Origin of the sequence: Aurantimonas marina (assembly GCF_017183135.1) — a bacterium.
Taxonomy (GTDB): Bacteria; Pseudomonadota; Alphaproteobacteria; order Rhizobiales; family Rhizobiaceae; genus Aurantimonas; species Aurantimonas marina.
Genome location: NZ_JADDXW010000002.1, coordinates 233,217 through 257,015, shown reverse-complemented (window position 1 = coordinate 257,015; position 23,799 = coordinate 233,217). Strand labels below are relative to the sequence as shown.

The window sequence follows — 23,799 nt, the reverse complement described above, 5'->3', positions numbered from 1 at the left end:
GAAGGTTTCCATGTTTCCCAAGCCCGTCGCCGTCGCCTCGCCCAACAGTCTTGAATTCGAAACCCGGCCTTTGGTGAAGCCCACCGGATTTCGCGAGTATGACGCGCGCTGGTGGTTTGGCCGGCCCGGCGATCCCGAGGCTCCCGAACTGAACCTGATGGGCGTGACGGCTCTTGGGCTGGGGCTGGCGACGCTGATCGCCGAGCGGGGCATTGCGCGCGACATTGTCGTCGGCCATGACTTTCGCGAATACAGCCTGGCGATCAAGACGGCGCTGACGGCCGGTCTGATGGCCGGCGGAGCCAATGTGCATGACATCGGCCTGGCCCTGTCGCCCATGGCCTATTTCGCCCAGTTCGCGCTCGACTGCCAGTCGGTCGCCATGGTCACCGCGTCGCATAACGAGAATGGCTGGACCGGCGTCAAGATGGGCTGCGACCGTCCGTTGACCTTCGGCCCGGAGGAGATGGGGCGGCTGCGCGACATCGTATTGTCCGGCGCTTTCAAGGCTGGAACCGGCGGCTCCTATCGATATGTCGAGGACTTTCCGAAGCGCTACGCGGACGATCTCGTCGCGGGGCATGCGATCAAGCGGAAGCTGAAGGTCGTCGCGGCCTGCGGCAACGGCACGGCCGGGGCCTTCGCGCCGGCGGTGCTGCGCCGGATCGGCTGCGAGGTTGTCGAGCTCGACACCGCGCTCGATCACTCCTTTCCACGCTATAATCCGAACCCGGAAGACATGGAGATGCTTCATGCGATTCGCGACGCGGTCCTGGAGCACGGCGCGGACGTCGGCTTCGGCTTCGACGGCGACGGCGACCGCTGCGGCATCGTCGACAATGAGGGAAGGGAGATCTTCGCCGACAAGATCGGCGTGATGCTGGCGCGCGATCTGTCCTCGATCTACCCGAACGCGCAATTCGTCGTCGACGTGAAGTCGACCGGCCTGTTCATGACCGACCCTGTCCTGAACGAGCGGGGCGCCACGACCGACTACTGGAAGACGGGACATTCCTATATCAAGCGCCGCGTGAACGAGCTGTCGGCTATCGCCGGCTTCGAGAAATCCGGTCATTTCTTCTTCAATGCCCCGATCGGCCGCGGTTATGACGACGGCCTGATGACCGCGATCACGGTCGCGGAAATGCTGGATCGCAATCCGGGGAAGTCGATGGCTGACCTTTATCGCGATCTGCCGCTGACCTACGGTTCGCCGACCATGTCGCCGCATTGTCCGGACGAGGTGAAATACGGCGTCGTCGATCGCGTTGTCGCCGACATCGGGGCGATGCACGCCTCCGGAGAACCGCTCGCTGGCCAGCCGATCGCCGATGTCGTCACTGTCAATGGCGTCCGGGTGACGGCGGAAGACGGCACTTGGGGACTCGTCCGCGCCTCGTCCAACAAGCCGGAACTCGTCGTGGTGGTCGAGAGCCCGGTGTCGGAGGCGCGCAAGCGCGAGATGTTCGAGGCGCTGGACGTGATCCTGCGCAAGGGTGGAAAGGTCGGCGCCTACAACCAGACGCTCTGAGGCGCGGTGGCGCACGGCAGGTCGAGGCCTTCTGGTGATGAGGAATGACGGATGACAGGCGTCGATACAGCCCTTCTCGTTGCCGCCGTCCGGGCCGGTATGGCCGCGATCGTGGCTCGGGGACCTGGTCCGAAGGGCGTCGACTACAAGGACGACGCTTCGCCGGTGACCGAAGCCGATCGTGCGGCCGAGCATGCCATTACCGGGCTGATCGAAACCGCCTGTTCCATTCCCATCATCGCCGAAGAGCGCTTCGCCGCGGGGCACCTCCCCGACGTCGGGCGAAATTTCCTGCTGGTCGACCCGCTTGACGGCACGAAGAGCTATATCGCCGGAAAACCCGACTATACCGTCAATGTCGCGCTGATCGAGGACGGGATACCGGCCTTCGGCTGTGTCGGCGTCCCGGCGACGGGCGAGATCTATTATGGCGGGACGGATCGGCCCGCCGTGGTCGAGCGCGACGGTGCCATGCTGCCGCTGCGGGGTCGCCGACCCGGTCCGCGGCTGGATGTCGTCGCCAGCCGCGATCATCTGTCCGAGGCGACGCGGCACTACATCGCCGGACTCGACCTCGGCGAGAGGCGGTCTGTCGGCTCGTCGCTGAAATTCTGCATGCTGGCGGAGGGGGGCGCTGACATCTATCCGTGCCTCGGCCGGACCATGCAGTGGGATACGGCGGCGGGCGATGCCGTGCTGCGCGCCTCCGGCGGCCTGACGGCTACGCTCGACGGCTCGGCCCTTTGCTATGGTCGTACCGGCCTGCCGGACGAGGACATCTTCGCCAATCCGCACTTCATCGCCGTCGCCGATCCGGGGGTTCTCGATCGACCGCGCGTGATCCCGCGGGCGGGTTCATGATCAATAGGCGCCCTCGGTCTTCAAAAGGCTGATCGGCGTCATCATCAGGATGTAGATGTCGAGCAGGATCGACCAGTTCTCGATGTAGTAGAGATCGTGCTCGAAGCGCTTCTGCAGCTTGTCGGGCTGGTCGATCTCGCCGCGCCAGCCCTTGATCTGCGCCCAGCCGGTGATTCCGGGCTTGACCTTGTGCCGGCCGAAATAGCCCTCGACGATCTCGACGAAGGTTTCGTTGCCGCTCGATATCGCGTGGACCGCGTGGGGGCGCGGCCCGACCAGCGAGAGGTCGCCGCGCAGAACGTTGATCAGCTGCGGCAGCTCATCGATCGAGGTCCTGCGGATGAACCGCCCGACCCGAGTCACCCGCTTGTCGTTCTTGGTGACGATCTGCTTGGCGAGCGGATCGGACATTTCGTGGAAGAGCGATCGGAACTTGAAGATCTCGACAACCTGATTGTTAAAGCCGTGGCGCTTCTGGCGGAACAGGACCGGCCCCTTCGAATCCAGCTTGATGGCGATGGCTGTGGCCAGGAACACCGGCGAGAGAACGATCAGCGCCAGCGTGGCGAAGCACAGGTCGAAGACGCGCTTGGCGATCCAGTCCCAGTCTGCCAGAGGGCGGTCGAAGACGTCGATCAGCGGGATCTGACCGACGAAGGAATAGGTGCGCGGGCGAAACCGCAGCTGCGCCGAGTGTGCCGACAGGCGGATGTCCAGCGGCAGGACCCACAATTGCTTGAGCAGCGACAAAACGCGCTGTTCGGCCGAGAGCGGCAGCGTGACGATCAGCATGTCGATCCGGGTCAGCCGCGCGAATTCGACCAGTTCGGTCACGGTGCCGAGTTTCGGGTAGCCGGCGACGATCGGCGGCGACCGCTCGTGGTCGCGGTCGTCGAAGATACCGCAGATGCGGATGTCGCTATCCGGCTGGATTTCAAGGCTGCGGATCAGTGTCTCGGCTCCCTTGCCGCCGCCGACGATGACGGCGCGTCGCTCCATACGGCCATTGCGGGCCCAGCGGCGGATATTGGCGCGCAGCACGAGCCGCGCCAGAGCAAGGCTTGCCGAGCCCCCGACGAACCAGGTTCCGAGCCAGACGCGGGAATAGGCCGCATCGTTGTAGAGAAAGAACAGCATGACGCTGAGCAGCGAGAGCGCCGCGCCCCAGGCCGCGACGATGCGCCACATTTCTATGAGGCGGCCCTTGAGGAGGCTCAGCTCGTAGCCGTCCGCAAGGTTGATCGCAATGACGCCGGCGGCCGCTCCGGCGAGAGACAGCACGATGTAGGAGAGTCGGAGAGGGTTGGCGAGGCCGACATACTGGACGAAGACCAGCAATCCGATGCTGGCGAGGAGGACGAATTCGATCCCCCGCCAGATGCCTGACAGCATCCGTGGTGTGATGAAATCGTCCTGATACTGCCTGGCGGCGCGTGCCGCGAAGGCGTTGATCTCGACCGGGGCGGTCGAGGCTGGTGACGGAAAGGCCCGCACGACTTCACGGTCGAACGGCAGACCGCTCTCGAAATTCGCCATCCGGTCTCGCTTCTCGCTCGGTCGGTCCGCGCCCTGGCACAGGCGCATTCTCGAGTCGGCGAATATAGTGCGAAAGGGCTAAGATTTGCTTGAGCGGGTCCATGGCATTCGAGAGAAGGGGCGGGTACGCGTGACTTTCATCCCGCTTCTGGTGGCGGGCCGGTCGGAGCGGCACCGCGTGACTTGTTAGGAGAGTGGCGGTCGGACTGTTTCTTGGTCGGCTAGAACCACCGTTCACGGATATAGAGCGTGTCGCCGGGCAGGATCGGATCGGAGCTCAGAACCCGGCCGGTGAGGACGCGTCCGCCGACCTGCCGGGTGATGTCGATCGATCCCTGCTCGCCCCGGGGCGTGAAGCCGCCGGCAATGGCCACCGCCTTCTGGACGGTCATGCCGGGGACATAGGTATATTGGCCGCCGGTCGTGACCTCGCCCATGATGAAGAACGGACGGTACTGTTCCACCTGGACGGTGATATCGGGATCCTTGAGATAGCCGTCTCGCAGCCGATCGGCGAGCTCACCCTCCAACTGCTTGGTCGTGCGACCGCGCGCCGGCACCGATCCCACGAGCGGAAAGGCGACATAGCCCGCCTTGTCGACCGGGTAGGTGCTGGTCAGTCCGTTTTGCTCGAACACCGTGACCCGCACGATATCCCCGCTGTCGAGGTGGTATGGCTCGTTCAGTGCCGCATGGAAGGCCGGTGGCACGGGCTTGTAGGACGCGCAGCCGGCAAGCAGCGCGAGCGTGGTGGCGATCAGTGCCAGCGTCGGTTTGTGCATGGCTGCTTTCCCGTGACGATCCCATGCCGGCGGGCAGGGCGGCATCTTGTGCGATGTTATAGGCCCGTTAGGGTTAACCGTCGGTAAAGCCGCCGACCGGTCCTTTCGCCGGGCGTTGCGCGCGCCTTAACCGCGCGGTTACCGGGACGGATCAGGATGGGATCGATGCCGTTCATCCGGAGTGAAGATGTTGCGCCGATTGCCGTCGTCTTCGACATCGCGACGCCACCGCCTTGCGTCGGATGACGCCGCGTTCCTTGGTTCAAGCGGCGGTCAGTCGGGATGGGAAATATCTTCGTGCGGCGATAGGAACCCTTTCGAACGGGTCCCTATCACCACCGGCTGGTATCTGGCGATGGGCGGCGGATTATCCGGGCTGGGTTCGGCCATCGGCGGTCTGTTCGGGCGCAAGACCCCGTCTCGCGGGTTCCCTGTAGAAACCGGGAGCCCACAGAGCGAGGGGGGCGACGACCGGCAATCGCGGCACGATGCCGTCGCCGTCGCGGCTCGCGCGCGTTCTGTCAAGGCGGGCGAGGTCGTGACGGCCGGTGAACTTGTCGCCGGAGTTCATCACGGGGATATCCGTCGATTGGTTGTTCTGTCGGCCTGGAGTGACCAACGACGTATTGGCGGCGTCGAAATCGTCCGGCGTCTGACGACAAGCGGACTGACATCCGTGCTGATCGATTTGACCGGCGAGGATCACGTCGCCGCGGCGATGGGCCTGCAGCCCAATTGCGAAGGCTTCGCCACCCTTGCCGAGGGCCTTTCGTCGCTGACCGATGTCATTCACCGCGATCACTTCACCCGCGCCCATGTGGTTCCCTCCGCCGGTTACGATATACCGTCCACGGACCGGGCGAAGCAGGCGGATCTGCGCCTGTTCCTAGCAGCCTTCGCCGAAGCCTATGAATGCACCGTGACCGAATACGACAGGAACGCGATCGATCGCCTGCCGGTCGTTCTCGATGAGGAGACCGCTCTCGTCGTCGCCGGGCCGCCGGGCGTGGAGGCCCGCTCCGGCGATCTCGTCGATGCGCTTGGCGCGATCGGGGTCGAGCATCTGCTGTTCATGGAGTCGAGTGGCTCCTGGACGGGCGCAGGCGGATAGGCGGATGAACCGGTGCTATCGGCGCGGCGCCGACTCCATCCACTTGATGACGAGCATCGCCGGAACCACCCAGAGAATCCCGCTGAACAGGAAATAGGCCAGATGGACCCAGCCGCTCGACTCGGCGAGGTACAGGCTGGCAAAAGCGGTGGCGAAGATGGCGTAGACGACGACGAGCGTGAGCAGGATGATCGCTCCGACGAGTTTCTTGATCCTGACCGACATGTCACGTCTTTCCAAATTGCGGCCCGATGGCGAAGGCAGGGTCTCGGGCGAAGGGGTTCTCTATGGCGGTTTCGCCCAAGTATTTCCAGCCGGGCGGCTGCGACCTTCCCGCCCTTGATTGCGCCGGACTTTCGGTGCAATGGCATGCGGCATGACGATCCTGGCCCACTCCGACAGCGCGCCGTTCGCGGCGAACCCCATCATGCACAACCGGACGGCCATCCGTCTCTGGCTCTATGCGGTCGCGGCGCTGGTCTTCGCGCTGGTCCTGGTGGGTGGCGCCACGCGTTTGACCGAGTCGGGCCTGTCGATCACCGAATGGAAGCCGATCCACGGGATCATTCCGCCCCTATCGGCGGCGGAATGGCAGGAGGAATTCGAGCTCTACAAACGCATCCCCCAGTATCAGGAAATCAATCGGGGAATGAGCCTCGATGCCTTCAAGACGATCTTCTGGTGGGAATGGGCGCATCGCTTCCTGGCCCGGGCGGTCGGCTTCGTCTTCGCTGTGCCGCTGGCCTTTTTCTGGCTGACCGGCCGCGTTGAGCCGTTCCTGAAACCGAGGCTGCTGGGCATTCTCGGCCTTGGCGCGCTGCAAGGCGGCGTCGGCTGGTGGATGGTGGCCTCCGGCCTCAGCGTCAGGACCGATGTCAGCCAGTACCGGCTCGCGACGCATCTGATCATTGCCTGCTTGATCTTCGCGGCGACGATCTGGGTGGCGCGGGGCTTGGCTCCGAAACGCTACGAGGCGCCGCCATCGCGCGCCTCCGCAACGGTCGCAGGACTCATTGTGCTCGCCAGCCTGGCGCAGATCTATCTGGGCGCGCTGGTGGCGGGGCTGAACGCCGGCTTCACCTTCAACACCTGGCCGCTGATGGACGGCGCGCTGGTGCCGGACGGTCTGTTCATCATGCAGCCGGCATGGCGCAATCTCTTCGAGAACGTCATGACCGTGCAGTTCATCCACCGGATGGGCGCCTATCTCCTCCTCGCCATCGTCGCACTCCACGCCGTCGCATCGCTCGCCCAGGCACCGGGATCGCGCCATGCCAGACGCGCCATCGCACTGTTCCTGTTGGTGCTGGCGCAAGCCGCCATCGGCGTCACGACGCTGCTCCTCGCCGTACCGATCGACTGGGGTTTGATCCATCAGGCGGGCGGCATGGTGGTGCTGGCCACAGCGGTCGTCCATGCGCGGGCCTTGAAGGGCGAATATGAAGCGCCGGCGCTATCGAATTGATATGGCTCGCTTCGCGGAGCGTTAACCGGCCGCATGCCAAGGTTCACCGAGGTGATCGAGGTGAACCGTGATGGATGTCGCGATACAGTCGAGTGACGACCGGCTCTCAAAGGCTGAACTGGTCAGTGCATTGAGCTACGCGCTCGATCTGACCGAAGGCCAGCCGGAAGGCCATGGCATCCGTTGCTGTTGGATCGGAATGAATGTCGGGCGAGAGCTCGGCTTATCCGACGGCGAGATGAGCGATCTCCATTACACGCTGCTGCTCAAGGACATCGGTTGCAGCAGCAATGCCGCGCGCATCTGCCAGCTGTTCCTGACCGACGACATTGCATTCAAGCGCGGCATCAAGATCGTCGATGACAGCCTGCCGCAGGTGCTTCGCTTCGTCCTCAAGCATACCGGGTTGAAGGCCAACCTCGCGGAGCGGTTCCGGGTCATGGTCACCGCTTTGGCTCAGGGCGAGAAGGTTGGCCGCGAACTGATTGAAACGCGCTGTCATCGCGGTGCCGATATCGTCCGGCAGATGCGGTTTTCCGAAGCCGTTGCCGGAGGGATTCTCGATCTCGACGAGCACTGGGACGGGAAGGGCCAACCGCAGGGTCTGAGCGGCACCGGGATTTCCCTGTTCGGACGAATCGCCCTGCTGGCCCAGGTCGTCGACGTCTTCCATACCAGCGTTGACGCGGATTTCGCCCGCAAGGAGGTCGAAAAACGCAGCGAACGCTGGTTTGATCCCGAGCTCGTCGCGGCGTTTGGCAAGATCGCGGCGCGAAAATCTTTCTGGTCGACCCTGGCTTCGCCACGGCTGGATGCAACGGTGATCGCCTTGGCCCCCCGGCACGACACGGAATTCGTCGATGAGGATTTCCTCGACAGCGTGGCGGAGGCCTTTGCCCAGGTCGTCGATTCCAAGAGCCCGTTCACGCATGGTCATAGCGAGCGGGTCGCGCTGTTCACCGATCTCCTCGCCGCCGAACTCGGCCGCGATGCCGAGCACAGACGCTATCTGAAGCGGGCGGCGCTGCTGCATGACATCGGCAAGCTGAGTGTGTCGAACCAGGTGCTGGACAAGCCCGGAACGCTGGACGACGAGGAATGGGTCGCCATCAAGCGCCATCCCGGCTTCAGCGAGGAGATCCTTGCCCGCGTCAGTCCGTTTCAGGACCTTGCCCGGATCGCCGGAGCCCATCACGAGCGGCTGGACGGCAAGGGCTATCCGCGCGGTCTGAAGGGCGACGAGATCTGCTTCGATACCCGCATCCTGACGACCGCCGATATCTTCGATGCCCTGACCGCCGATCGCCCCTATCGCAAGGCGATGCCGATATCCAGGGCGATGGCCATCATGCGGGCCGATGTCGGGACGGCGATCGATCCGCGTTGCTTCCAGGCGCTGGAGGCGATCGTGGAAAGCTTCGAGGGCGCCGTCGGGGAGCCTTGCCCGGATTGAGACGAGCGCTTTGGGCACCCGGCGCTTGGACGCACAACAAACCTACGGAAATAGCGGAAGCTGCGCGATGCCCGTGGTCTCTTCGATCCCGTAGGCGACATTGAAGTTCTGGATGGCCTGGCCGGCCGACCCCTTCACCAGATTGTCGAGGGTCGAGATCACGATCGCCCGCCCGGGAATGCGGTCCGGCACGACGTTGACGACCACGTAGTTCGAGCCGCGTACCATTTGCGTTTGCGGCAGGACATCCTCGTCGGCCACCGTCACGAAGGTCTCGCCGGCATAGGTTTCGACGAGGCGCTGGCGCAGATCGCGGGCGGTCGCCCCATCCGTCAGCCGGACGTAGCTCGTGCAGAGCTCCCCCCGGCTCATCGGGATGAGATGCGGCGTGAAATTGACCCGCAGATCGGCGACGCCGGCGGCGGCGCCGATTTCCTGCTCGATCTCTGCCATGTGCCGATGCTTGCCGACCGCGTAAGGGGACAGACCCTCGCCGGCCTCGCAGAACAGTGTGTTCTCCTTCAGGCTCCGCCCGGCGCCCGAAACGCCCGACTTGGCGTCGATGACGATGTCCAACACGTCGATCATCGCCGCTTGGACCAGCGGCACCAGCGCCAGCAGGACGGCGGTCGGATAGCAGCCAGGGCAGGCGATCAGCCGGGCCTCGCGAAGGGCGTCGCGATTGAGTTCGGTCAGACCATAGACCGCCTCGCGCTGAATGTCGGTCGCCATGTGGTCGAGCCCGTACCACTCCTTGTAGACAGCCGGGTCCCGCAGCCGGAAATCGGCCGACATGTCGATGATCTTCGTTTGCGGGTGCTTCTCGAAAATTTCCTTGGTGATCGCCTGGGTCGTACCGTGGGGCAGGCCGCAGAACACCGCATCGACCTCGTTCCAGGGTGCGTCCTCGATGGTCACCAGATCGGGCAGCTCGATATGCGACAGATGCCGGAAGACCTCCCGCATCGGCTTGCCGGCGTGACTGTTGGCCGTCAGGACGGCGATGTCCATCGCTGGATGACGGGCGGCCAGACGCACCAGATCGGCGCCGGTATAGCCACTCGCGCCGAGCACTCCGATCCTGATCTTGTCGGCCATCCTGACTCCCCTTGATGTTTTCGCGCGCCCGTTGGCGCGCGCGGAACCGCGCATTTGGGTTGCCGGGACGGTTTAGCTGATTCGACCGTCGCGTCCAGACCCTGAACCGACGTCAACGGCAAGCGAGGAAAGAGAAATCGCCGGGCGCGGTCAGGCAGCGAGCGCCGCCGCCAGTTTTTCGACGATGAAATCCTGTGTGTCGTCGGACAGATAGGCGTGCATCGGCAGGCTGATGACATCCCGCGACAGGGCGTCCGAGACCCTCAGTTCGCCGCCGACGACGGGAAAGGACTGATAGGCTGTCTGGCGATGCAGCGGTTTGGGATAGTAGATCGCCGTCGGCACGCCGGCCTCGCGCAGGCTTGCCGCCACCGTCGCCCGGTCGGTGCCGTCCGGCAGGCGAATGGTATACTGCGCCCAGGTCGAGGTGGCGTCGCGCAGTAGCCTCTGCGGCGTGACGATGTTGGAGAGCTTCTGCGAATAGCGTGCCGCGATCCGTCCGCGCGCCGCGATCTCATCGGGAAAGATGGCCAGCTTTTCCAACAGGATCGCCGCCTGAAGCGTGTCCATCCGGCCGTTCATGCCGATGCGGACGTTGTCGTACTTGTCCTCGAAATTCTGGCCATGCACGCGCAGCGACGCCATGATGGCGGCAAGCTCCTCGTCGTCGGTCTGGACGGCGCCGCCATCGCCGTAGCAACCGAGTGGCTTGGCCGGGAAGAAGCTGGTCGCCACGACATGCGACCAGCGGCTCGACAGTTCTCCATCGATCGTGGCGCCGTAGCCCTGCGCCGCATCTGATATGAGCTTCAGCCCGTGGGCGTCGGCGATCTTTCTGATGGTCGGATAGTCCGCCGGCTGACCGAACAGATCGACGGCGATGATCGCCTTCGGGAGGAGATCGCCCGCGGCTTTCGCCTCGGCGATGGCGGCTTCGAGGCTTGCCGGGTCCATGTTGAAGGTCTCCGGATCGACATCGACGAAATAGGGTGTCGCGCCGAACCAGGCCACGACCTCTGCGGTCGAGGCGAAGGTGAAGCTGGGGCAGAATACCGCGTCGCCGGGCCGGATGCCCCAGGCCATCAGCGGCAGCGCCAGCGCGTCGGTGCCCGAGGCGCAGGACAGCGTGTGCGTCATCCGGCCGAAGCGCGACAACTCCGCCTCGAATTCGCGGATCTCGGGGCCCATGACGAAGGCGCCGTGATCGAGCACGGCGGCCATGCGCCGGTCGATCTTATCGCGGATCCTGTCGCGTTGCGTGGCGAGATCGATGAAGGGGATGCTCTGGGTCATGGGCCTGATCTGAAAAGGAATCGCCCGTCGGTCGGGCGTTTGCGGTGGTGATCGAAAAGCCGGTGACAGGCCAGTCAAAATTCATGTCAGCGCCTTACGCTGGGCTTCGTATGGCGACGAAAATTCGTCGAAGCGAAGGCCGACGTCGGGGTCATCCCGCGTGCTGGTCCGCCAGGATGCCGAGGACGTACATGGCGACGGTGGCGCCGGCAATCGCCGTGACGTCGCCATGGTCGTAGGGGGGCGCGACTTCGACGACATCGGCGCCGACGAGTTGAAGGTTTTTCAGATGATGGAGAACCGCGAGCATCTTGGCGCTCGACGGTCCACCAGCGACCGGGGTGCCGGTGCCGGGCGCGAAGGCGGCGTCGAGGCAGTCGATATCGAAGGTCAGATAGGCCTTCGCCCCCTGCGTCCGCTCGTAAATGCGCTCGGCGATCGCCGCGCTCGTCATCTCCTCGACCGCGTCGCCATAGAGGATGTCGATGCCGCAATCCTCCGGCGCATGGGTGCGAATGCCGATCTGGATCGACGTCGCCGGATCGATCAGATCCGCCTGCACCGCTGCCTTGACGAAGGAGCCGTGATCGACGCGCGACGCGCCGTCGGGGCCGGTGGCGACCGGCCAGGTATCCTGATGGGCGTCGAACTGGACCAGCGACAGTTTGCCGTGGCGGGCAACATGGGCCTGAAGCAGCGGAAAGGTGATCGAGTGATCGCCGCCGAGCGTCAAAAGGAAGCCGGTCTTCTCAAGCAGCGTGGCGGCTTCCGCCTGGATCGCCGCGTGGGCGGTTTCCGGCAGGCGGTAATCGAGGCGGCAGTCGCCATAGTCGACGACGCGCATCGTTTCGAACAGGTCGCGATGGAATGGATATTGCGGATCGTTGTCGAAGATCGCCGAGGCGCGTCTGAGCGCCTGCGGACCGAAGCGCGCGCCGGGCCGATTGGAGACCGCCGCGTCGAACGGCACACCCCAGACGGTGACGTCGGTAGCATCGACGGTCTTGGAGAAGCGCCGCCGCATGAAGGATAGCGCCCCGGCATAGGTCGGGTCGCCGGCCGCCCCGGTCAATTCGTCGCCCGCGAATGCGTGGTCGATGCTGTCGCCGGCCATTCGTTGGTTTCTCCGCTTGCCTGAGGGTGGCGCTTGCGCGCCCGCGACCTGATGTTCATTCGGGTGGCGATATGGGGTCGCGGCCGGCGATTGCGAGCACAAAGGCCTTCTCAGCCTGAAGAGGAACGCTGGCCCACGGAATGCCGCGCTGCGTCAGGGTTCGGCGGTCATCCGGCTGGTGAAGCGAAGGCCGACCACGGCGATCCAGGCCAGCAGCCAGGCCTGCTTTTCCCGGTCGAAGAAGAAGCTCTCCAGCGCCGCGTTGAGCAGCATGAAACCCAGCACCATGACGAAGAAATCGGCGAGGCGCCGGTTTTCGATGTCCGGCCGGCATCGCGCATAGTTGAGGAGCGGCAACACCAGAATGACGAGAAGAACGATGGCGACTGCCGGCCAACCGAGCTGCAACACGACGTCGAGGTAGCTGTTGTGGGCGTTGGCCGCCCCGCGCATGTCCCAATCCAGCTCGAACGGCTTCTCGGCGAATTCGACATAAGGGGTCGTCCAGAAATTCTCGTAGCCATGCCCGGTCCAGGGCAGGGGGGCGGCGAGATCAAGCGCAAATTGCCAAAGGTCGGTACGGCCCGTGAAGGTCGTTCCCGGGATCAGGCTATGCAGGATATCGCCGAAGAACGGCACGATCACAGCGCCAAGGGTCAGTGCCAGCATGCCGAATACCGCCAGGAAGAAGGCGAGCGCCGTTCGTCCGCGCCCCAGCAGGACAGGGCCGAGAAGCGCCATCGCGGCGATCAGCGGGACCAGAGCCAGCGAAGTCTTCGAGCCGGTCTTGAAGAGGAAGACCAGCCCGAGTACCGTCAGGGCGGCGCCGACCAGCGGACGGCCGCTGCGCACGATGTAAATGCCGGCGAAGACGATCACCGCCATCACCGGTCCGGCGATGTTCTTGTGCGCGTAGATGCCGCGCCACAGGCCGGCATGTTCGGCTTCCACCTCGGCCGCCGTATGGATGGCGCGGTCGGGGAGCATGATGACGCCGGCGTAGCTCAGCGCGAGCACCGCGCCGCAGGCGAGGATCAGCGCCGTGCGAAAGCCGCGCGCGTCGGGTGGCAATGTCAGGACCCCGGTGGCCGCCAGCATCGTCGAGAAGGTGAACAGCATGGCCCGCACGCCGGTTGGGGGCCAACCGGCGCCCCAGAGCGACAGGGGCAACGGCAGCAGCAGGAGCAGCCACCACGGGTTCAGCAGAATTTTGAGGATTCGGGAATCGGTCACCACGACATGGGTGCCGAGCACGAAGGCGGCCAGCAGCGAATAGCCGACACGGTTCACGAGGACGCCGCCCCCAGTGGCGATATCGGTGGGAAACGGATTGAAGGAAACCAGCAGCGCCGTCAGCACGGCCGCTGCGGCCAAGACTCGAACCAGCCGGACGAGATCGACCCTCGTGCCCTGCCGTTGGCGGCGGGCAATGGCCGGTTCGAAGGTGGTTTGTAATGACACGGTGCCTTTCCGATCCCGCTGTTCGACAGACGCGGCCTGGCAGGCGCGGTGCCTGTTCCCAGAGTGTTATGGGTCAGTGCGGCGCCCCGGCCAAATCCTTCGTTAAGTCTTGGTTAAGCATAAAGATTACCGCAATCTTTCGGCTTTCGCCGTTCCGCCCAACAAAAAAGCCGCCGGGCGGACCCGGCGGCCTTGCTGATAGGAGGGCGACGTGCGTCGTCGCCGGAGCGCTTGATCAGCGCTTGGAGAACTGGAACGACCGGCGTGCCTTCGCCTTGCCGTACTTCTTGCGCTCGACCACACGCGAGTCACGGGTCAGGAAACCGCCCTTCTTCAAAACCGAGCGCAGGCCCGGCTCGTAATAGGTCAGCGCCTTGGAGATGCCGTGGCGCACCGCGCCGGCCTGCCCCGAGAGGCCGCCGCCGGCGACCGTGGCGACGATGTCGAACTGGCCGTCGCGGCTGGCCGCGACGATCGGCTGACGCAGCACCATCTGCAGCACCGGGCGGGCGAAATAGGTGGCGAAATCACGCTCGTTGATGGTGATCTTGCCGGTGCCGGGCTTGATCCAGACGCGGGCGACCGCGTCCTTGCGCTTGCCGGTGGCATAGGCGCGGCCGAACTGGTCGAGCTTCTGGACGTGAACCGGCGCTTCGGGCTGAACCGAGGCTTCGGCCGAGCCGAGTTCTTCGAGCGAAGAGAGCTGGGACATTATGCGGCCCTCGTGTTTTTGGAGTTCATTGCCGCGACGTCGAGCGTCTCGGGGTTCTGCGCTTCGTGCGGATGCGTGGCACCGGCATAAACGCGCAGGTTCTTCAACTGCTGACGGCCGAGCGGGCCGCGTGGCAGCATGCGCTCGATCGCCTTTTCGACGACCCGCTCGGGAAAGCGGCCCTCGAGGATGTCGCGTGCCTTGCGCTGTTTGATGCCGCCAGCATAGCCGGTATGCCAGTAGTATGTCTTGTTGGCATATTTATTGCCGGTCAGGACGATCTTGTCGGCATTGACGATGATGATGTTGTCGCCGTCGTCCACGTGCGGGGTGAAGGTCGGCTTATGCTTGCCACGAAGGCGAAGCGCGACGATGGAAGCGAGGCGACCGACGACGAGCCCTTCGGCGTCGATCAGAATCCACTTCTTCTCCACCGTCTCGGTCTTCTGCGAGAAGGTTTTCATGGGTTGCCCCTGGGTGTTGGTGAGCATCGAGGCAAACCTTCGCAGGCCGCCCTAAGAAAAGAGCGACCCACGGCCGCTCCTCATGGGGCGTGACATACGGCTCGATGACGCCGCTGTCAACGCAAAAACGCACGGGTCGGTGATCCTGTAAGCCCTGATAGACAGGGGGTCAAGCCATAACGGTATTATGTTACCCGGCGTTGTTGGTGTTCGGTTCCGGCTTACCGCGGCGGGATCGAATAGGTGGCGACCGCATGGGCGAGAATGTTGTCGTCGTCCGGGGCATGGCCTTCGTTGGTCATCGCGACCTCGACCACCGCGAGGCGCCGGCCGAGCTTGAGAATGCGGGCGCTGCCGACAAGTGGGCCGGGCTCCGGCTTGCGCAGGAAATTGATCGACAGATTCGTCGTGACCGCGTGGGCGACCGGCCCGATATGGGCGAGGATCGCAACGTAGGCCGCGACATCGGCAAGGGTGAACAACGTCGGGCCGGAGACGGTTCCCCCAGGGCGAAGGTGGCGATCGTCGGCAAGGAGCCGCATCGCCACGAGGCCGGGCTTCACCGCGACGATCGAGAAGCCGCCATCGCGGCCGCCGAGCTGCGGAAATTCGCTTTCCAGGAATGCATCGAGCTCCTGGACAGTCATGATCGGTTGCAACCGGCGTCTCCCCTCGGGTGTCGTTCGTTTGGCGTCCTTCCGATGGCACGAAGCGGCGCCATGATCTAGATAGGGCGAGGCATCGGCCGGCCGATGCGCCACCATGCGAACGAGGACCGGACATGGCAGACATTTTCGAACTCACCGACACCCGGACCCATCCGGTGGACGTCCAGCGGGCGCCGGGGCTCACCCGGATCGTGTTGTCCAGCCCACCGGCCAACGCGCTGTCGATGGCGATGATGGAGGCGATCCTCTCGGCCTTGCAGAATGCGGCGGCGGACAAGACCAACCGCGTCGTGGTCATCGCCGCCGAGGGCAAACTCTTCTCGGCCGGCCACGATCTGAAGGAACTCACCGCAAGGCGCGGCGACGCCGATCGCGGCCGCGCCTTCTTCGAGGCCACCATGCGCAAATGCTCCGAGCTGATGCAGGCGATCGTCCGCCATCCGACGCCGGTGATCGCCGAGGTCGCTGGCCTCGCGACGGCAGCCGGCTGCCAACTCGTTGCCTCCTGCGATCTCGCCATCGCCTCCGAGGAGGCGCATTTCTGTACCCCGGGCGTCAATATCGGCCTGTTCTGCTCGACGCCGATGGTGGCGCTGTCGCGCAATCTGACTCGCAAGCACGCCATGGAAATGCTGCTCACCGGCGAGACGATCGATGCGCGCACCGCCCGCGAATTCGGTCTGATCAACCGGGTGGTGCCGCCGGAATATCTCGGCACCATCGTCGGAAAATACGCCACGACCATCGCCTCGAAATCGCCGGTGACCGTGAAGATCGGCAAGGAGGCCTTCTACCGCCAAGCCGAGATGGGGCTTACCGACGCCTATGACTATGCGGCCAGCGTCATGACCGAGAACATGCTGGCAAAGGACGCCGAGGAGGGGGTCGGGGCGTTTCTGGAAAAGCGCAAACCCGAATGGACCGGCGAATGAGCGCCGCGCTGCTCGCCTATCCGGACGCGACGATCCGCGATGTTCTCGACCGCGTGAAGACCATCGCGCTGGTCGGGGCCAGCGCCAAGTCCGTGCGGCCGTCCTATTTCGTGCTGAAATACCTTTTGGCGAAGGGCTACCGGGTCATTCCAGTCAATCCGGGCCTCGCCGGGCAGGATCTGCTCGGCCAGCGCTGCTACGCAGATCTTTCGAGCATTCCCGAGCCGATCGACATGGTCGACATCTTTCGCGGCGCCGACGCCGTGCCGGGGATCGTCGACGAAGCCCTGGCGCTGGAGCCGAAGCCCAAGGTGATCTGGATGCAGCTCGGCATCCGCCATGAGGACGCGGCGGCGAAAGCCGAAGCCGCCGGCCTGACCGTCGTCATGGATCGCTGCCCGAAGATCGAATATGCGCGCCTGTCCGGCGAGATCGGCTGGAACGGCATCAATTCGCGGGTGCTCTCGTCGAAAAAGCCGGTGATGGGCAAAGGCTACCAGAGTTTCGGGCTGAACCCGCGGCGGTAGCGGGGAGGGGAGGCGTCCAACTGACGTTCGTGCTGTGTTCACGAGAGCAGTCTCGTGTTGCTGCACGGCTTCATCAAGAAAACTCAGAAGACGCCGGAGCACGAATTGGACGTTGCCGAAAGACGAATGAGAGGATTGCGATGAGCACGCGGATCGAATCTATCCATATCCGCGAGAGCTTTGAGGACTTCCTCGCCGAACAGGGAACACTCGAAGAGACGACCGAGCGGGCGATCAAGCGCGTCCTGGCTTTCCAGCTTGCCGCTGCCATGAAGGAGCAGCGCCTTTCAAAGGTCGAAATGGCCAAACGCCTGGAGACCTCCCGCTCCCAGCTCGACCGGCTGCTCGATCCCGACAACGAGAACGTCACTTTGGCCGCCCTTTCGAGCGCCGCCAAAGCAGTGGGGCGATCGCTGCGGCTAGAGTTGGTGTGATTTTCGGGATGCGCGAGGCCATCGCGCCTCAGCGCAGCGCCTGACATGCCGCGCCGCCGGCTGCATCGCAGAACAATATCCCCGCTCGCGCCAAAAAACGGGTTGACGATTTCTCGTCGCCTGTCGCGCGCCGTGCTATGGCGTCGGCGGCACGATGCCGGGAGCCGGCCGCACAGCGGCCGTCGGTGACACAAGCAGGGAGCGTGAGAATGAGCGGACCGGGGTTCGAGACACTAGCCATCCATGCCGGCGCCCAGCCGGATCCGTCGACGGGCGCGCGCGCGACCCCGATCTACCAGACCACTTCCTTCGTCTTCGACGATGTCGACCATGCCGCCTCGCTGTTCGGGCTGCAGCAGTTCGGCAATATCTATACGCGCATCATGAACCCGACACAGGCCGTCCTGGAGGAGCGCGTCGCCGCGCTGGAAGGCGGCACGGCGGCGCTCGCCGTCGCGTCGGGTCACGCTGCCCAACTCATCGTCTTCCAGGCGCTGATGCGGCCGGGCGACGAGTTCGTCGCATCGCGCAAGCTCTATGGCGGTTCGATCAACCAGTTTGGCCACGCCTTCAAGTCGTTCGACTGGCGGGTCAAATGGGCCGATCCGGACGACGTGTCGAGTTTCGAGGCGGCGATCACCGACAAGACCCGCGCGATCTTCATGGAGTCCTTCGCCAATCCCGCCGGCGCCGTGGTCGACATCGCGGCGGTCGCGGCGATCGCCCAGAAGCATGGCATTCCGCTGATCGTCGACAACACCATGGCAACGCCGTATCTGTGCCGGCCGATCGAACACGGCGCCGACATCGTCATCCATTCGCTGACCAAATTCATGGGCGGCCACGGCAATTCGATGGGCGGCGCCATCATCGACGCCGGCACCTTCGACTGGTCGGCGAGCGACCGCTACCCGATGCTGTCGCAACCGCGAGACGAGTATAACGGTATCGTCCTGCACGAGACCTTCGGCAATTTCGCCTTCGCCATCGCTTGCCGCGTGCTCGGGCTGCGCGATCTCGGGCCTGCGATCTCGCCGTTCAACGCCTTCATGATCCTGACCGGCATCGAGACGCTGCCGCTCAGGATGCAGCGCCATTGCGACAACGCGCTCAAGGTCGCCGAGCACCTGAAAGGCCACGACAAGGTGAGCTGGGTGTCCTATGCGGGTCTCGAAGACGATCCGAACCACGCGATGATGAGGAAATACGCGCCCAACGGGGCCGGGGCCGTCTTCACCTTCGGGCTCAAGGGCGGCTTCGAGGCGGGCGTCGCCTTCGTCGAGGCGCTGGAGCTGTTTTCCCACCTCGCCAATATCGGCGATACGCGCTCGCTGGTGATCCACCCGGCCTCGACCACCCACAAGCAACTCGCCGACGATCAGAGGGTCGCCGCCGGCGCCGGGCCGGACGTGGTGCGGTTGTCGATCGGCATCGAGAACGTCGCCGACATCATTGCCGATCTCGATCAGGCGCTCGCCAAGACCTGAGGCGTTCGCCGGTTTCGAACTCGGACCACCCGAAGCGGTCGCCCATGAGGCGGCCGTTTCGCGTTTCTCGCATCAGAATTGGAACGGCCGTCACCGCCGCGCATTTCTGCCGGTCGGAACGTCCCGTCGAAAAGGATCCACCATGGCCGAACATTTCCTGAAATTCGACAAGGACGGCATTGCCGTCGAGACCGGCGCGCCGGCCAAGGAGAAGATCAAGAGCGGTCGCCCCAGCAGCAAGACCTGGAACATCGAGGACGATGGCAACGGCCTTTATGCCGGCATCTGGGAATCCACCGGTGGCGAGTGGGAGATCGACTATACCGAGTGGGAGTTTTTGCACATTCTGGAAGGCGTCTCGGTTTTGACCGAGGATGGCTGCGAGCCGGTCAAGCTCGTCGCCGGCGACAGCTTCGTCATCCGCCCCGGCTTCAAGGGCCGGTGGAAGGTCGTCGAGCCGACCAAGAAGCATTACGTCATCAAGGTCTGACCGGAGAGCGGACGCCGGATCGCGGCGCGGCGGTCGGATCGATCCGCTCCCGTCAGCGAAGGTGTGAGCGGTCGCGATAGGGCGGCGCAAAAAAAGGCTCGCGGAATCCGCGAACCCTTTTTGCCGTTTTTCCGTCACAGCCGAAACGGCCCTACTTCTCGTCCATTTTCCGGAAGGCTTCGAGCGTGTCCTTGTCGGGTTCACGCTTGGCGCCCGCCTGTGTGGTGCGCTGGTTGTGTTGATCCACCTGGTTCTTCGCCTGCAGCGCGTTGTCGCCCATCCGCTCGGAGGCGATCTGGTCTTCGCTCAGTATATCCGGGTCGATCGTTCCCGCCGGCATGTCGCCGCCTTTGGGCGCCGTCTTGTGGTCGTTGTCCTGGGTCATTGTCATCTCCGTTGAAATCGGTGCTCGCGGCGCCTCAGCGCTCGATCTCGATCAGGATTTCGTTGCGCTTCATGAAGCCGGGGGTCCAGGGCGGATTGTAGAAGGCGTATTCGGGATCGCCCTTCTGCTTCAGATTGTTGTCCGCGAGATAATTGTAGAGGCTCATCAGGTGCTTGCTGGCGAGCGTTGCATTGAAATTGCCGGAAAAGCGGATCGCGGCGATGCGTCGCGCCTGAACTTCCTTGATCGCCACGTCGCTATTGCCCGGCTCTGGGAGGCTGGCCAGGGTGAATTTCTTCGGCATGACGAAGCGCACGGCCCAGCCCTTGGTCCGGCCGTTGCCTTCGGCCAGCTGCTGGGTCACGGGGGTGGTCATCTTGATTTTCTTGCCTGGGCGCGTGCGCGCGAAAATGTAGTCGGCCAGCGACTGGAAGCCCGCGCGGCGCGCCTTTTCATGATATCCGCTCTTGACCGTCTCGGCGACGATCATCGCGTCATAGTCGCGGATTTCGATCGGCCCGTCCTCGCGGACCACGTCGTAGTCGGGCTCCTCGCTGTGTTCCTGCACCTTCTTGGTGACGAAATAGGCCGTGCCGACGACGGCAACCGTTCCGCCCACCACGAGAAGTGCGGTCAGCTCCGGCCGGTCGCGCAGATAATCGATCCCGCGCTGGGTCTGCACGCCGCGGCGAAAACTCGTCGCGCGGGGAAGCCGGAACTCGGGAAGGTGCCGGCGAAAATCACTCAGATAGCCGCGCGCGTTGTCGATCCCCTCGCCGGCGTCATCGCGGAGGGAGCGCAGCTGGCGTTGCGCGTCCGACCCGGACGGTACCGACAAACCGGTCAAAAAGTCCGGCACGTAGCGCGAGAGGCCCGTGGGCTCGGATTGGAAGGGCAGGTGCCGGGAAATCGATCGGCGCACCCGCTCGGTACGCGATGGCCGGGGATCGAAACGGTCGACCACCTGTTCTTCGAGCTCCGCGATACGCTCGCCGATATCGCTCAGAGCGTCGGAAATGCGATCATAGGCGGTGGGGTTGTCGCGAAACATGGGCTGGGACTCCTGCGGTCGTCTGTTGATCTGCGCCGACTCTGGCTCCGGGCACATAGGTCATGCCGATCGGGTGGTGGCGCAAGAGCGTTCGCAGCGTTAACGCCACCATGCGAAGTTGGTTGCGTCTGCTAACGACTTTGCCGCCCGTGTGCGAAGTGCCCGGCAGAATTTCCAGCACGACTGCCGCGGGCCGGGCGTTTTATTTCCGGGAGCGGTGCAACCAAAGCGGTGCTAACGCATTTGCAGGACATCGGGTTTTCATGACCTGATACTCCAGCCAAAATTCGGGCGGCCGCGTGCCGCCCCTTTTTTTGCCTGCCGGCGCCGGGCGAAAGGCATGGGACGTCTGCCCGCCATTGCAGCCGGACTGCACTCCTTTGGCGATGTCAGGAGCGATCGGCCTCGCGTTCCGGAGTATCCAGGACAGTGCCGAGACCGCGGTCGAGACGCATCGGTTCGACCGCCGCGAACCGGCCGTCGCCTGTGGCCGCCACGAATTCCATCTGGCCGCCATGCCGATCGATGATCACGGCCGAGAGCCGGCCGGTGAAGACGGCACCGGTATCCAGCGAGATACGGTTCTCGGTGACGAGCGGACGTCCGCCTTTCTGTGGCTGATGGCCATGCACGACGACGTGGCTGAGATGCCCGATGTGGTTCAGGAAGGGCGCGCGGATCCATAGGCAGTCGCGCGCCTCCTGCCGATCGATCGACCGACGTGGATCGATCCCGGCATGGACGAAGACGAAGCTGCCTTCGACCGCGATCGTCGCGGCGCCGGACAGGAGTTCGAAATGCTCCGGCCGATCCAGCAGGATGTGGTGTCGGATGGCAGCAACGTCCCGGGTCGAGGCGGCGCCATAGGAGGCGAGGGTGGCGGCGCCACCCTGATCCAGCCAATTGTCGATCGCGTCGCGGTCGAGCTCACCTTTAAGAAATTGCAGCAGCCACCAATCGTGATTGCCGAGGAGCAGTCGGGAATTCGGATGGGTGGCGATCGCTTCGACGACGAGATCAAGGGCGCCGCGACTGTCGGGTCCTCTGTCGACGATGTCGCCGAGGAAGATGATGTCCATGGTCGTCCTCCGGCGCGCCGCGACCGTGTCGAGACCCCGGAGAAGCGTCGAAAGCAGCCCGGCCGCACCATGTACGTCGCCGATGGCCGCGATCAGGGATGGACGTGACGACATGGCGGAAATCTCGCTCGCCCGGACGGTCATATTATTTTACGGGCGTTAATTTGCCCGAAAGCAGAACCACCTAGATTGGTCTTATTCCACCCCGGATTGCGGATAATGGCTCTGTCAACTCGTTGAGACACTGGATCGCGGACGTGTTCTTTTTCAAGCCGTTGAACAATTTCCGCCTGAATCCGCTGGAGCGGGCCTATGCCCTGGCCGGGCTCGGGTTGGGTATCTTCTTTTCCGTCACCGGCCTTTTGATCGATATGCAGGTGCGTCGCTGGCAGGGGCTCGCCCCCGGCTTTGGTGCAACCTTCACGGCGACGGCGATGCACGTCATGGCGCTGTCGGCGCCGCTCGTGATGGGGCGGATCTTTCTGGAGATCGGTCGCCGCCAGAGCAAGCTGGAGGATCGCCTCCGGCAAATGCATCAGAGCGAGGCGTTGACGCGCGAGCAGGCCTATTGCGATGCCGTGACGGGCCTGTTCAACCGCTCCTACCTCACCAGCCGGCTGGAGGAGGGGATCGCGAGCCGGCTGTGGCAAAAGCGCGGCGCGCTCCTCTACATGCTCGACCTCGACAAATTCAAGAAGATCAACGACACTTTCGGCCATCGCGCCGGCGACGTGGTGTTGATCGAAGTCGGCCGGCGATTGCGCGGAGTGTGTATCGGCGACGATATTCCCGTGCGTCTCGGTGGTGACGAATTCCTGGTCGTGCACTTTCCACAACCCGGCGAGAGCGCCGAGGACTTCGCCAAAACCCTGATCGCGAGCATCGGACAGACCATCGACTTCGAGAATGTGCCGCTGACGCCCGGACTCAGCATCGGTGTCGCGCGTGTCGGTGACGATGGCCGGACATGGTCCGACGTCATGCGTTCGGCCGATATCGCGCTCTACAGGGCCAAGTCGAAATATGCCAACGCGTTCGAGATCTACCAGTCCGAGATGCGACGTGCCAAGGACGCGGAGGCCGAACTCGTCGGCGAGATGAAGTGTGGCCTCGACGGAAACGAATTCGTGCTGCAGTTCCAGCCGATCATCGCGGCACGCGGCGGCGGCATTCGAAGTTTCGAGGCTCTTGTCCGCTGGAACCATCCGCGGCGGGGCCAGCTGGCACCCGCCGAGTTCATCCCGGCGGCGGAAAATTCAGGGCTCATCTTTCACTTGGGTAACCGGGTGCTCCTTGATGCATGCGAGGCGGCAGCCAGTTGGGTGACACCGGTCGGCGTCGCGGTGAACCTGTCGCCGATCCAGTTCCATGACGGGCAATTGGCAATGCGCGTACGGGCAGCGTTAGAGGCGAGCGGCCTCGCGCCTCACCGCCTGGATCTCGAGGTCACGGAATCGCTCCTGCTCGATCCAACCCCGACTGTTATTCGCACGATCGCCGAACTGCGCGAGCTCGGGGTCAAGATCACCATGGACGATTTCGGGACGGGATTCTCCAGCCTCGGCAATCTCAGGCGGTTTCGCTTCGATCGCCTGAAGATCGATCGCTCCTTCACCCAGGAACTGGCATCGGGCGAAGAGACGGCCGAGATCGTGCGTACGATCGTTCGCCTGGCGGCGACGCTGCGCATGGAGACGGTTCTCGAAGGGGTTGAGAACGAGCGCCAGGAGGTTTTCGCCAAGCTCGAGGGACTTGATGAAGTGCAGGGGTTCTTCTATGCGAAGCCGATGAACGGCGACGCCGTCAACCGCCTGCTGGCCGAGCGCGCGGAGGGTGCGCGTATGGCCGATGGAAGTGCAGCCTGA

24 protein-coding genes and 1 pseudogene are annotated in these 23,799 nt (G+C 64.1%); 12 read left to right on the top strand and 13 right to left on the bottom strand.

Annotated elements, in window-relative coordinates:
- Nucleotides 1–10 precede the first annotated feature (10 nt).
- Both ING15_RS04000 and ING15_RS03995 read left to right on the top strand, forming a co-directional pair.
- Complete coding sequence (locus ING15_RS04000) at nucleotides 11–1,531, top strand: phosphomannomutase/phosphoglucomutase (protein ID WP_206453485.1); 1,521 nt, start codon at nucleotides 11–13, stop codon at nucleotides 1,529–1,531.
- Nucleotides 1,532–1,582: 51 nt separating this feature from the next.
- Nucleotides 1,583–2,392, top strand: coding sequence for a 3'(2'),5'-bisphosphate nucleotidase CysQ family protein (locus ING15_RS03995; RefSeq protein ID WP_206453484.1), 810 nt, complete (start codon nucleotides 1,583–1,585; stop codon nucleotides 2,390–2,392).
- Here ING15_RS03995 and ING15_RS03990 read toward each other — a convergent pair whose 3' ends face one another.
- On the bottom strand, nucleotides 2,393–3,928 hold the full coding sequence (locus ING15_RS03990; protein WP_206453483.1) for an undecaprenyl-phosphate glucose phosphotransferase: 1,536 nt from the start codon (nucleotides 3,926–3,928) through the stop codon (nucleotides 2,393–2,395).
- A gap of 221 nt (nucleotides 3,929–4,149) precedes the next feature.
- Nucleotides 4,150–4,710 (bottom strand): polysaccharide biosynthesis/export family protein, encoded by a 561-nt coding sequence (locus ING15_RS03985; protein WP_206453482.1) that lies wholly within the window; start codon nucleotides 4,708–4,710, stop codon nucleotides 4,150–4,152.
- A gap of 676 nt (nucleotides 4,711–5,386) precedes the next feature.
- On the opposite strand from ING15_RS03985, the gene ING15_RS03980 reads away from it, so the two are divergent.
- Nucleotides 5,387–5,821, top strand: a complete 435-nt coding sequence (locus ING15_RS03980; RefSeq protein WP_206453481.1) for a hypothetical protein — start codon at nucleotides 5,387–5,389, stop codon at nucleotides 5,819–5,821.
- A gap of 15 nt (nucleotides 5,822–5,836) precedes the next feature.
- Here ING15_RS03980 and ING15_RS03975 read toward each other — a convergent pair whose 3' ends face one another.
- Nucleotides 5,837–6,046 carry a DUF2842 domain-containing protein gene (locus ING15_RS03975; RefSeq protein WP_206453480.1) on the bottom strand — a complete coding sequence of 70 codons (210 nt, stop codon included), beginning with the start codon at nucleotides 6,044–6,046 and terminating at the stop codon, nucleotides 5,837–5,839.
- 151 nt (nucleotides 6,047–6,197) lie between these two features.
- Here ING15_RS03975 and ING15_RS03970 point away from each other — a divergent pair, with 151 nt between their 5' ends.
- Entirely contained in the window at nucleotides 6,198–7,286 is a 1,089-nt protein-coding gene (locus ING15_RS03970; protein ID WP_206453479.1) for a COX15/CtaA family protein, read from the top strand.
- A 70-nt stretch (nucleotides 7,287–7,356) separates the two neighbouring features.
- On the top strand, nucleotides 7,357–8,739 hold the full coding sequence (locus tag ING15_RS03965; protein ID WP_206453478.1) for an HD-GYP domain-containing protein: 1,383 nt from the start codon (nucleotides 7,357–7,359) through the stop codon (nucleotides 8,737–8,739).
- A 42-nt stretch (nucleotides 8,740–8,781) separates the two neighbouring features.
- Here ING15_RS03965 and argC read toward each other — a convergent pair whose 3' ends face one another.
- From argC to ING15_RS03930, 7 genes are all read right to left on the bottom strand, one after another.
- Nucleotides 8,782–9,837 (bottom strand): N-acetyl-gamma-glutamyl-phosphate reductase, encoded by a 1,056-nt coding sequence (gene argC / locus ING15_RS03960; protein ID WP_206453477.1) that lies wholly within the window; start codon nucleotides 9,835–9,837, stop codon nucleotides 8,782–8,784.
- Between the two features lie 150 nt (nucleotides 9,838–9,987).
- Complete coding sequence (locus tag ING15_RS03955; protein WP_206453476.1) at nucleotides 9,988–11,130, bottom strand: DegT/DnrJ/EryC1/StrS family aminotransferase; 1,143 nt, start codon at nucleotides 11,128–11,130, stop codon at nucleotides 9,988–9,990.
- A 151-nt stretch (nucleotides 11,131–11,281) separates the two neighbouring features.
- Nucleotides 11,282–12,244: an agmatinase gene (speB, locus tag ING15_RS03950; RefSeq protein ID WP_206453475.1), complete on the bottom strand. Its 963-nt coding sequence runs from the start codon at nucleotides 12,242–12,244 to the stop codon at nucleotides 11,282–11,284.
- Between the two features lie 153 nt (nucleotides 12,245–12,397).
- Complete coding sequence (locus ING15_RS19820) at nucleotides 12,398–13,705, bottom strand: O-antigen ligase family protein (protein ID WP_206453474.1); 1,308 nt, start codon at nucleotides 13,703–13,705, stop codon at nucleotides 12,398–12,400.
- A gap of 235 nt (nucleotides 13,706–13,940) precedes the next feature.
- A complete protein-coding gene (rpsI, locus tag ING15_RS03940) occupies nucleotides 13,941–14,417 on the bottom strand; it encodes a 30S ribosomal protein S9 (RefSeq protein ID WP_206453473.1) in 477 nt (158 codons plus the stop codon).
- Complete coding sequence (rplM, locus tag ING15_RS03935; RefSeq protein WP_206453472.1) at nucleotides 14,417–14,881, bottom strand: 50S ribosomal protein L13; 465 nt, start codon at nucleotides 14,879–14,881, stop codon at nucleotides 14,417–14,419. The genes rpsI and rplM overlap by 1 nt, the downstream gene beginning before the upstream one ends.
- 221 nt (nucleotides 14,882–15,102) lie before the next feature.
- Complete coding sequence (locus tag ING15_RS03930; protein ID WP_232845559.1) at nucleotides 15,103–15,528, bottom strand: PaaI family thioesterase; 426 nt, start codon at nucleotides 15,526–15,528, stop codon at nucleotides 15,103–15,105.
- A 134-nt stretch (nucleotides 15,529–15,662) separates the two neighbouring features.
- Between ING15_RS03930 and ING15_RS03925 the strand changes: the two genes are divergently transcribed.
- The 6 genes and pseudogenes from ING15_RS03925 (at nucleotide 15,663) to ING15_RS03900 (ending at nucleotide 19,419) form a co-directional block, all read left to right on the top strand.
- Complete coding sequence (locus ING15_RS03925) at nucleotides 15,663–16,481, top strand: enoyl-CoA hydratase (protein WP_206453470.1); 819 nt, start codon at nucleotides 15,663–15,665, stop codon at nucleotides 16,479–16,481.
- Nucleotides 16,478–17,008: a CoA-binding protein gene (locus tag ING15_RS03920; protein WP_206453469.1), complete on the top strand. Its 531-nt coding sequence runs from the start codon at nucleotides 16,478–16,480 to the stop codon at nucleotides 17,006–17,008. Before ING15_RS03925 ends, ING15_RS03920 begins: the two co-directional genes overlap by 4 nt.
- Nucleotides 17,009–17,059: 51 nt before the next feature.
- Nucleotides 17,060–17,152: pseudogene (locus tag ING15_RS19920) on the top strand (type II toxin-antitoxin system RelE/ParE family toxin); the annotation flags it as partial.
- The gene (locus ING15_RS03910; protein ID WP_206453467.1) at nucleotides 17,149–17,442 is read left to right on the top strand and encodes an XRE family transcriptional regulator; all 294 of its coding nucleotides are present in this window, start codon (nucleotides 17,149–17,151) and stop codon (nucleotides 17,440–17,442) included. The pseudogene ING15_RS19920 and the gene ING15_RS03910, both read left to right, overlap by 4 nt.
- A gap of 209 nt (nucleotides 17,443–17,651) precedes the next feature.
- Nucleotides 17,652–18,929: an O-acetylhomoserine aminocarboxypropyltransferase gene (locus ING15_RS03905; RefSeq protein WP_210348783.1), complete on the top strand. Its 1,278-nt coding sequence runs from the start codon at nucleotides 17,652–17,654 to the stop codon at nucleotides 18,927–18,929.
- 142 nt (nucleotides 18,930–19,071) lie between these two features.
- Entirely contained in the window at nucleotides 19,072–19,419 is a 348-nt protein-coding gene (locus ING15_RS03900; protein ID WP_206453465.1) for a cupin domain-containing protein, read from the top strand.
- A gap of 151 nt (nucleotides 19,420–19,570) precedes the next feature.
- On the opposite strand, the gene ING15_RS03895 is transcribed toward ING15_RS03900, so the two are convergent.
- The 3 genes from ING15_RS03895 to ING15_RS03885 all read right to left on the bottom strand — a co-directional run bounded on the left by ING15_RS03895 (nucleotide 19,571) and on the right by ING15_RS03885 (nucleotide 22,048).
- The gene (locus ING15_RS03895) at nucleotides 19,571–19,804 is read right to left on the bottom strand and encodes a hypothetical protein (RefSeq protein WP_206453464.1); all 234 of its coding nucleotides are present in this window, start codon (nucleotides 19,802–19,804) and stop codon (nucleotides 19,571–19,573) included.
- Between the two features lie 34 nt (nucleotides 19,805–19,838).
- A complete protein-coding gene (locus ING15_RS03890; protein WP_206453463.1) occupies nucleotides 19,839–20,855 on the bottom strand; it encodes an SOUL family heme-binding protein in 1,017 nt (338 codons plus the stop codon).
- Nucleotides 20,856–21,244: 389 nt separating this feature from the next.
- Nucleotides 21,245–22,048, bottom strand: coding sequence for a metallophosphoesterase family protein (locus ING15_RS03885; RefSeq protein WP_206453462.1), 804 nt, complete (start codon nucleotides 22,046–22,048; stop codon nucleotides 21,245–21,247).
- A gap of 143 nt (nucleotides 22,049–22,191) precedes the next feature.
- Between ING15_RS03885 and ING15_RS03880 the strand changes: the two genes are divergently transcribed.
- A complete protein-coding gene (locus ING15_RS03880; RefSeq protein WP_206453461.1) occupies nucleotides 22,192–23,799 on the top strand; it encodes a putative bifunctional diguanylate cyclase/phosphodiesterase in 1,608 nt (535 codons plus the stop codon).